Here is a 1405-nt window from a genome sequence, read left to right on the forward strand (position 1 = left end):
TCCTGTACTGAATCTTATGTCTTCAGTATAGGGGGATTGGTCGACCGCGCCTAGACGTATCGTTATTGACTGCTTACTGACCAACCTAGCCATCCTTGCGGAGGTTCGAAGACAAACGCCCCAAACCAGCTTGCTAGCCGATTTGGGGCGTTTTTTCTCACTCTCCTTATTTATGTTATGAATTTGCTACGACGGTTTGAGTAGTTGCTTAATCCCGCTTTTTACGGAATCCGGCACTGCCCAACAAACCAACTAAGCCTGCAATGGCTAAGCCAACTAAGCCTGCACCACGTTGTGTTTCGTTACCAGTTTGTGGTAATTGAGTTTTTTCATTACCAGACTGTTGAATAGAACTATGCTTTGTAACGTCACTGGAGTTATCACTTTGAATATGACCAGCTTGGTTACCGTTCCCTTCATTAGTTGCAGAATTATCTTGGTCATCGACTGAATTACTCTTAACAGTAATTCCGTTAATAGCTGCAATTCCATTGTTCTTAGCAGTTTGAACGTCTTCATCAGTGGAAGCACTCCGAACGTTTTCCTTAGCCTGGTTAGCTGCGTTCTGAGCTTGATCAATAAGGCTTTGTTTTTGGTCATCAGTTAAGTTAGCATTGTTGATTTCTTCAATCTTTTTAGCTAAAGCATCATCGATGGCATCCTTAGCAGCATCTTTAGCTGCAGAAGCAGCAGGAACATTAATGTTGTTAATAGCCTCTTCACCAGTAGTTTGCGCTGTCTTAACATCAGCGTCTTTAGTGGCAGCATCAATATTATCCTTAGCTTTTTGACCTTCAGCAGCAACTGTCTTCTTCAAATCAGCCTTTTCTTCAGCAGTTAAGTTTGAAGCATCGATTGCATCGTTCTTAGCCTTAGCAGCTTGATCGATGGCATTCTTAGCGTTCTTCTTAACATCTGAAACTGTAGGAATTGTCATGTTCTTAATAGCTTGAACACCATTTTCCTTAGCAGTGTTTACTGCATCATTAGTTGTAGCTTTATTAATGTCAGCAATGGCGTCATCAGCAAGCTTTTGTGCTTTGTTAATTACTGCGGTTTTTTCTTCATCAGTTAAGTTAGTACCGTTAATTTCAGCCTTCTTATCTGTTAATGCAGCATTGATTGCTTTAATTGCATCAGTCTTAGAAACTGAAGCAGAGATTTCAACAGCATTAATAGCCTCTTCACCAGTGGTTTGCGCTGTCTTAACATCAGCGTCTTTAGTGGCAGCATCAATATTATCCTTAGCTTTTTGACCTTCAGCAGCAACTGTCTGCTTCAAAGTATCCTTTTCTTCAGCAGTTAAGTTTGAAGCATCGATTGCAGCATCCTTAGTCTTAGCAGCTTGATCAATGGCATCCTTAGCAGCTGATTTAGTTGCAGAAGTAGTAGAAACATTAATGTT

1 protein-coding gene is annotated in these 1405 nt (G+C 40.8%); it reads right to left on the reverse strand.

Going from position 1 to position 1405, the window contains the following annotated elements; genetic code table 11:
- Positions 1–208: 208 nt before the first annotated feature.
- The coding region (locus H9564_RS08465) for a DUF1542 domain-containing protein (protein ID WP_191685041.1) at positions 209–1405 on the reverse strand (1197 nt) is incomplete at its 5' end.

The organism is Limosilactobacillus avistercoris (assembly GCF_014836425.1).
GTDB classification, from domain to species: Bacteria; Bacillota; Bacilli; order Lactobacillales; family Lactobacillaceae; genus Limosilactobacillus; species Limosilactobacillus agrestimuris.